Annotated in this window: 4 protein-coding genes; all 4 read right to left on the bottom strand. The window is 70.1% G+C overall.

Annotated features, from left to right (window positions below; all coding sequences use genetic code 11):
• Positions 1–7: 7 nt before the first annotated feature.
• Positions 8–1,777 (bottom strand): L-glutamate gamma-semialdehyde dehydrogenase, encoded by a 1,770-nt coding sequence (gene pruA / locus AC08OP_RS22040; RefSeq protein WP_476615926.1) that lies wholly within the window; start codon positions 1,775–1,777, stop codon positions 8–10.
• Between the two features lie 170 nt (positions 1,778–1,947).
• Complete coding sequence (locus AC08OP_RS22045) at positions 1,948–2,877, bottom strand: proline dehydrogenase family protein (RefSeq protein WP_476615927.1); 930 nt, start codon at positions 2,875–2,877, stop codon at positions 1,948–1,950.
• Positions 2,878–2,994: 117 nt separating this feature from the next.
• Positions 2,995–3,354: a DUF742 domain-containing protein gene (locus tag AC08OP_RS22050; RefSeq protein ID WP_462187236.1), complete on the bottom strand. Its 360-nt coding sequence runs from the start codon at positions 3,352–3,354 to the stop codon at positions 2,995–2,997.
• 74 nt (positions 3,355–3,428) lie between these two features.
• Complete coding sequence (locus tag AC08OP_RS22055; RefSeq protein ID WP_476615928.1) at positions 3,429–3,833, bottom strand: roadblock/LC7 domain-containing protein; 405 nt, start codon at positions 3,831–3,833, stop codon at positions 3,429–3,431.
• Positions 3,834–4,061: the final 228 nt, after the last annotated feature.

The raw sequence follows: 4,061 nt of genomic DNA on the forward strand, positions 1-4,061 counted from the left end.
CCCGCAGTCAGGGCGCCCGGTCAGGGGCCGGGGGACCCCCGGCGGAGTCGTCCGGCAGCCCACCCACGACACCACCGGACGCGCCACCACCACCCACGACACCACCGGACGCACGGTCGCCGGTCACGCCAAAGGCCCCGGGCCCCATGTAGGGATACACGTGGTCGGCAGGCGGAGCGAGATTCTCCTTGATCACCCGTGGGCTAACCCAGCGCAGCAGGTTCTGCGCGGAACCGGCCTTGTCGTTGGTGCCGGAACGGCGAGCTCCGCCGAACGGCTGCCGGCCGACCACGGCCCCGGTCGGCTTGTCATTGATGTAGAAGTTGCCAGCCGCGAAGCGCAGCACGTGTTCGGCGCGGGCGATCGCCGAGCGGTCGGTCGCGACGACGGCACCGGTGAGCGCGTAGGACGAGGTCCGGTCGATCAGTGTCAGCACGTCGTCCCAGGCCCCCGGCCGGTTGTCGTCGTAGACGTGAACCGACAGGATCGGGCCGAACAGCTCGCGGGTGAACCACTCCCGCCCGGGATCGGTGCCGAGCAGCACCGTCGGCCGGACGAACCAGCCGACAGCGTCGTCGCACTGTGCCCCGGCGAGAACGGTGACGGTCGAATCGCTGGCAGCACGGGTGCACGCGGCGGCCAGGCGATCGTAGGCGCGCGCATCGATGACCGCACCGGTGAAATGGTCGAAGTCGCTGACGTCCCCCACCGACAGTGCCTCGGTCGCGGCGGCGAGTTCGGCGTCCAGGCGCCGCCACAGGCTTGCGGGCAGGTACGCTCGGGAGGCCGCCGAGCATTTCTGACCGCTGTACTCGAAGGACCCCCGCAGCAGCGCGGTACGCAGCACGTCGACGTCGGCCGAGGAATGCGCCACCACGAAGTCCTTGCCACCGGTCTCCCCGACGATCCGCGGATAGGAACGGTAGCCGTCCAGGTTCTCGCCGACCGCCCGCCACAGCCGGGCGAAGACGGCGGGAGAACCGGTGAAATGAACGCCGGCCAGATCCGGGTCGGAGAACACCACGTCGCTGACCGGTTCACCCGAACCGCCGACGAGGTTGATGACGCCGGGAGGCAACCCCGCCGATTCCAGCAGCCGCATCAGGAAATGCGCGGCAAACGCCTGCGTGGGAGCCGGCTTCCAGACGACGGTGTTCCCCATCAACGCCGGCGCGGTCGCCAGGTTCCCGGCGATGGCGGTGAAGTTGAACGGGCTGACCGCGTAGACGAATCCCTCCAGCGGACGCAGATCCAGCCGGTTCCATTCCCCGGCCCCGCTGGCCGGCACGTCGGCCAGCAACTCGGCGGCGAACATCACGTTGAACCGCCAGAAGTCGATCAGTTCGCAGGCGGCGTCGATCTCCGCCTGTTGGCAGGTCTTCGACTGGCCCAGCATGGTGGCCGCGTTCAACGTGTCCCGCCACGGGCCGGAGAGGGCCTCCGCGGCGCGCAGGAGCACCGCGGCCCGTCCCGCGAAACCCAGATCCCGCCAGCCGGGGGCGGCCTTCTTCGCCGCGGCGACCGCCTCGGCCGCGTCCGCGTGGGTGCTCTCTCGCAGCGTTCCGAGCACCCGCCGGTATGCATGAGGCTGCACGACGTCGCGGGCCGGGCCGCCGCCGAGATGCTGGTGTCCCCCGATCGTGTTGGTCAGCTCGATATGCTCACCGCCCAGCCGGAGCAGGGCCCGCCGCAGACTGGCACGTTCCGGGCTACCCGGGGCGTAGGAACGGACCGGTTCGTTACGCGCAACCGGAACCGTCACCGGTCCGGTCGCCACGCGCTCTGCTTCGTCCCGCCGCACGCTCCGTCCCCCGTCCAGCCTGCCCGCGTCTCAGCCGGCCCGCATCCCAAACCCGCCCATAATCCCAGGCCCGCCCATAATCCCAGGCCCGCCGTATCCCAGGCCCGCCGTATCCCAGGCCCACCGCATCTCAGGCCCACCGCATCTCAGGCCCGACTCCGGAGCGCGCGAGCGGCGAGCAGCAGGTTCGTGGGTCTCTCCACCAGCCGCCGGGTCAGGTACGGCACGCAGTCCGCCCCGTAGGGCACATACACCCGCACCGTGGCCCCGGTCGACGCCAACCGCCGCTGCTCGACCGGGCGTACCCCGTACAGCAACTGGTATTCGAAGGTCGCGGGCAGGCGTCCCACGTGCTCGGCGAACCGGCCGGCGAGGTTCAGGAGGGCGGGGTCGTGAGTGGCAATCATGGGATAGCCCGATCCGGTGAGCAAGATTCCCAGACAGCGGGCGTACGCGGCGGCGACAGCCGGACGTCCCTGGTGGGCTACGGCGGGCGGTTCGCGGTAGGCGCCCTTGCACAGCCGCACCCGTGACCCGGCGGTGGCGAGGTCACGGCAGTCCGTCTCGGTGCGCAGAAGCTGCGCCTGCAGGACGGCGCCGACGGAGGGGAAGTCCCGACGCAGCTCCACCAGGGTGTCCAACGTCGAGTCCGTGGTGGTGTGATCCTCCATGTCCAGGGTGACCGTCGCGTTCGCCGCCGCTGCCCGCGCGCAGATCTCGGCGGCGTTCTCGTACGACAGCTTGCGGCCGTCGCGAGGCACGGCCTGACCGAGCGCGGACAGCTTCACCGAGACGTCGAGACCGGCGGCGATCCCCGCGCGGTCGGCGAGGTCGAGCAGCCCGAGGTAGGCCAGCAGGGTGTGGGCCGCGTCCTCCGCACGGGTGATGTCCTCACCGAGCAGATCCACCGTCGCCAGGAGGCCGAGGTCCGCAAGTCCGGCTACCGCGGCGGCCGCGTCCGCGTCGGACGGGCCGGCGACAAAGCGATCGATGATCCCCCGGGCAAGGGGGGTACGTGTGACGAGCGCGCGGGTGAGCGGATGGCGGGACACGGGAGGCATCAGCTTTTGGATCATATCGATCGTCCCCTGAGGCGACGTGACAGAATAAGCGTGATCCGAAGCTTCACGTAAGCTCGATGCTCTGTCCAGCCTAGCGGCGCGGAATGCCGCGCCGGCTCAGAGCGCGCCGGCTCAGAGGCGACGCAGGCCGGCGAGTACCCGGTCGAGCAACTCGAGCTGCGGGGCTCCCGTCGGCATGGTGAGCTGGGAGATCTCCACCAGGCGGTCCGCCGCCGCGTCGGCGACGAGCACGCGGACGACGCCCACAGGCAAACGCAGCTCGGCCGCGATCTCGATCACCGACTGAGGCTGCACGCACATCGCGACGATCGACTTCTGTTCGAGAAGCAGGACCGGCAGCCGCCCGCGGCCGAGCGGTGTCGTGGTCACCATGGCCTCGAGCGCCAGCAGACGGGACGGGCGCGCCCGGCCGCGGGTCGCCGTGTACGGCCGCACGAGCTCGCCCGACGGCTCCACCGCGTCCCCGTTCACGTGGTCACCTGGTCACCTGGTCATGGGGTATGGGGTCATGGGGTCATGGGGGATGTCACTTGGTGGGCACCTGGTCACACATTTTCGCGGCGGGCCGGGGTGAGCGCCTCCCGGGTCCGGGCGACGAGCACCGTCATCTCGTACCCTACGAGCCCGATATCGCAGGTGTTGGTGGCGAGCACGGCCAGGTAGGACCCCTCCCCGACGGCCATGAGCAGCAGCGAGCCCTGGGCCATCTCGACGATGGTCTGGGTGACGTGGCCGCCGTCCACGAAGTCGGCGGCGGCCAAGGTCAGGCTGAACAGACCGGACGCGAGGGAACTCAGCCGTTCCGCCCGCTCACGCGGGAAACCAGTGCAGACGGCGAGGAGATGCCCGTCCGAGGACGCGACGATCGCATTGGCCACACCGGGCACGAAGTCGACGAAGTTGTTGACAAGCCAGTCGAGCGAGGGATTCTCGGGATCCGCGTGGGTCACGTGTCCTCCAGACTATGCGAATCAGGGGGTGCGAATCAGGGAGTGCGAATCAGGCGGTGCGGTGTCCGCGCGCAGGCAGGAGGGGTGCGGATGGTCATCCGTCGCTGCCAGGCTCGTCAGGGGTCTCCCTTGACACCACGAGCATGGTGAACGCCTTCGTACAGTCGGCTCAGGCGGCCGCGGATCCGTTCGGGCGCCACCGTCTGCTGTTCCGGGGCCGGCGTGAGC

The organism is Frankia sp. CeRuru1, from assembly GCF_977966315.1.

Excerpts from the sequence above, each read along its gene's own strand:
- AC08OP_RS22045 (WP_476615927.1), bottom strand. The coding sequence starts at position 2,877 with ATGATCCAAAAGCTGATGCCTCCCGTGTCCCGCCATCCGCTCACCCGC.